This window comes from Glaciimonas sp. GG7, assembly GCF_052976905.1.
Map to the genome: position 1 here is coordinate 1 of NZ_JBRIIQ010000218.1, position 1068 is coordinate 1068.

The following is a 1068-nucleotide window of genomic DNA, read 5'->3' on the forward strand; positions in this document are numbered from 1 at the left end:
GCTGCGCCGGCAAGGTCAAAGGCAACACCAACTGTGGCTGCGCCGGCAAGGTCAACAACCGCAGCCTTTGTCATTGTTGTGTAGTTTTCTTATCGAAAATTATGCGACGGGGGAGTTTAAGTCGAGGTGTATTTTTTTAATTTCAATAAACCGTTCGTCCTGAGTAGCGTAGCGTATCGAAGGATTGCATGCGCTAGCGCAGACTTCGATAAGCCTTCCGGGCTACTCAGTTAGAACGGTTGGTTATAGCTTTGACGAGGAACAGCAAAGGCGATCGCCGTTCACGTTATACGTCTTATTCAGCGCAGGCTTGCGCTGCTTCTTTCAGCGCAGCTTTTCTGGCTTTTCGTAGCGTCCCGATCTGTGTATTGACCCATTCAGTTTCGCAGATCGCATGTTCGCCTGGCAGCGCTGCTGCTTCGATGGCGAATGTTTTCAATGCAGCGCAATCAGCAAAGCTAAGCAGTATTAGCAGGGTTAGGGTTGGATCGGAAAGCTTCGTTGGCTTCGTGGAGGTTGACGCAAATGGTGATGCCTTGAGAAAAGGCGGCAGTACGGGTGGCAAAGTCATGCAGATAAATGTATTGCTCGGTGTCGATGGCGTCACTGAGTTTTTGATGTGTAGCATTGGTTGTATCAGGCATTATTCGATCCTTTAGCTCTGTTGAACTTCCCGTTGGTAAAACGGGGGTGGGCGACAAATGACGGCGTTGACAGACTGGGCAAAAATCAAAAACCAGCAAGCCCGAAGGCTTCACCGTCACTGTCGCCCAGAGAGGACGAACTTAGTGACCCCAGACCGCATTACACGGCCCAGGGATTTTTGCATCAGGCTGTCAAGCCTGTATTTCTATGAGAGAAGCGGTTGACACAAAACTCGGGCTAAAAACGAAGATCAACAGTAAATGGCAATTTTTTGTGATTACAGTTTTTATACGATTTTTTAGCTGCCAGAACAATTAATGCTCAGGAGTACAGTAATTGGTGACTAAGTCAGAGCGGTTGTTTTTGAAGTTGTTTTTGAAGTTGTTTTTGACCTTGCAGGCGCAGCCACAGTTGCCGTTGCTT

Annotated in this window: 2 protein-coding genes; both read right to left on the reverse strand. The window is 48.0% G+C overall.

The annotated features are described in order from the left end of the window. Positions 1-295: 295 nt before the first annotated feature. Positions 296-439, reverse strand: a complete 144-nt coding sequence (locus ACVBEF_RS21225) for a hypothetical protein (protein WP_447125876.1) — start codon at positions 437-439, stop codon at positions 296-298. Between the two features lie 19 nt (positions 440-458). Then, on the reverse strand, positions 459-644 hold the full coding sequence (locus ACVBEF_RS21230) for a hypothetical protein (RefSeq protein WP_447125877.1): 186 nt from the start codon (positions 642-644) through the stop codon (positions 459-461). Positions 645-1068: the final 424 nt, after the last annotated feature.

What these genes read in the sequence shown, in the direction of transcription:
- ACVBEF_RS21230 (WP_447125877.1), bottom strand. Translation starts at nt 644, where the DNA reads ATGCCTGATACAACCAATGCTACACATCAAAAACTCAGTGACGCCATC.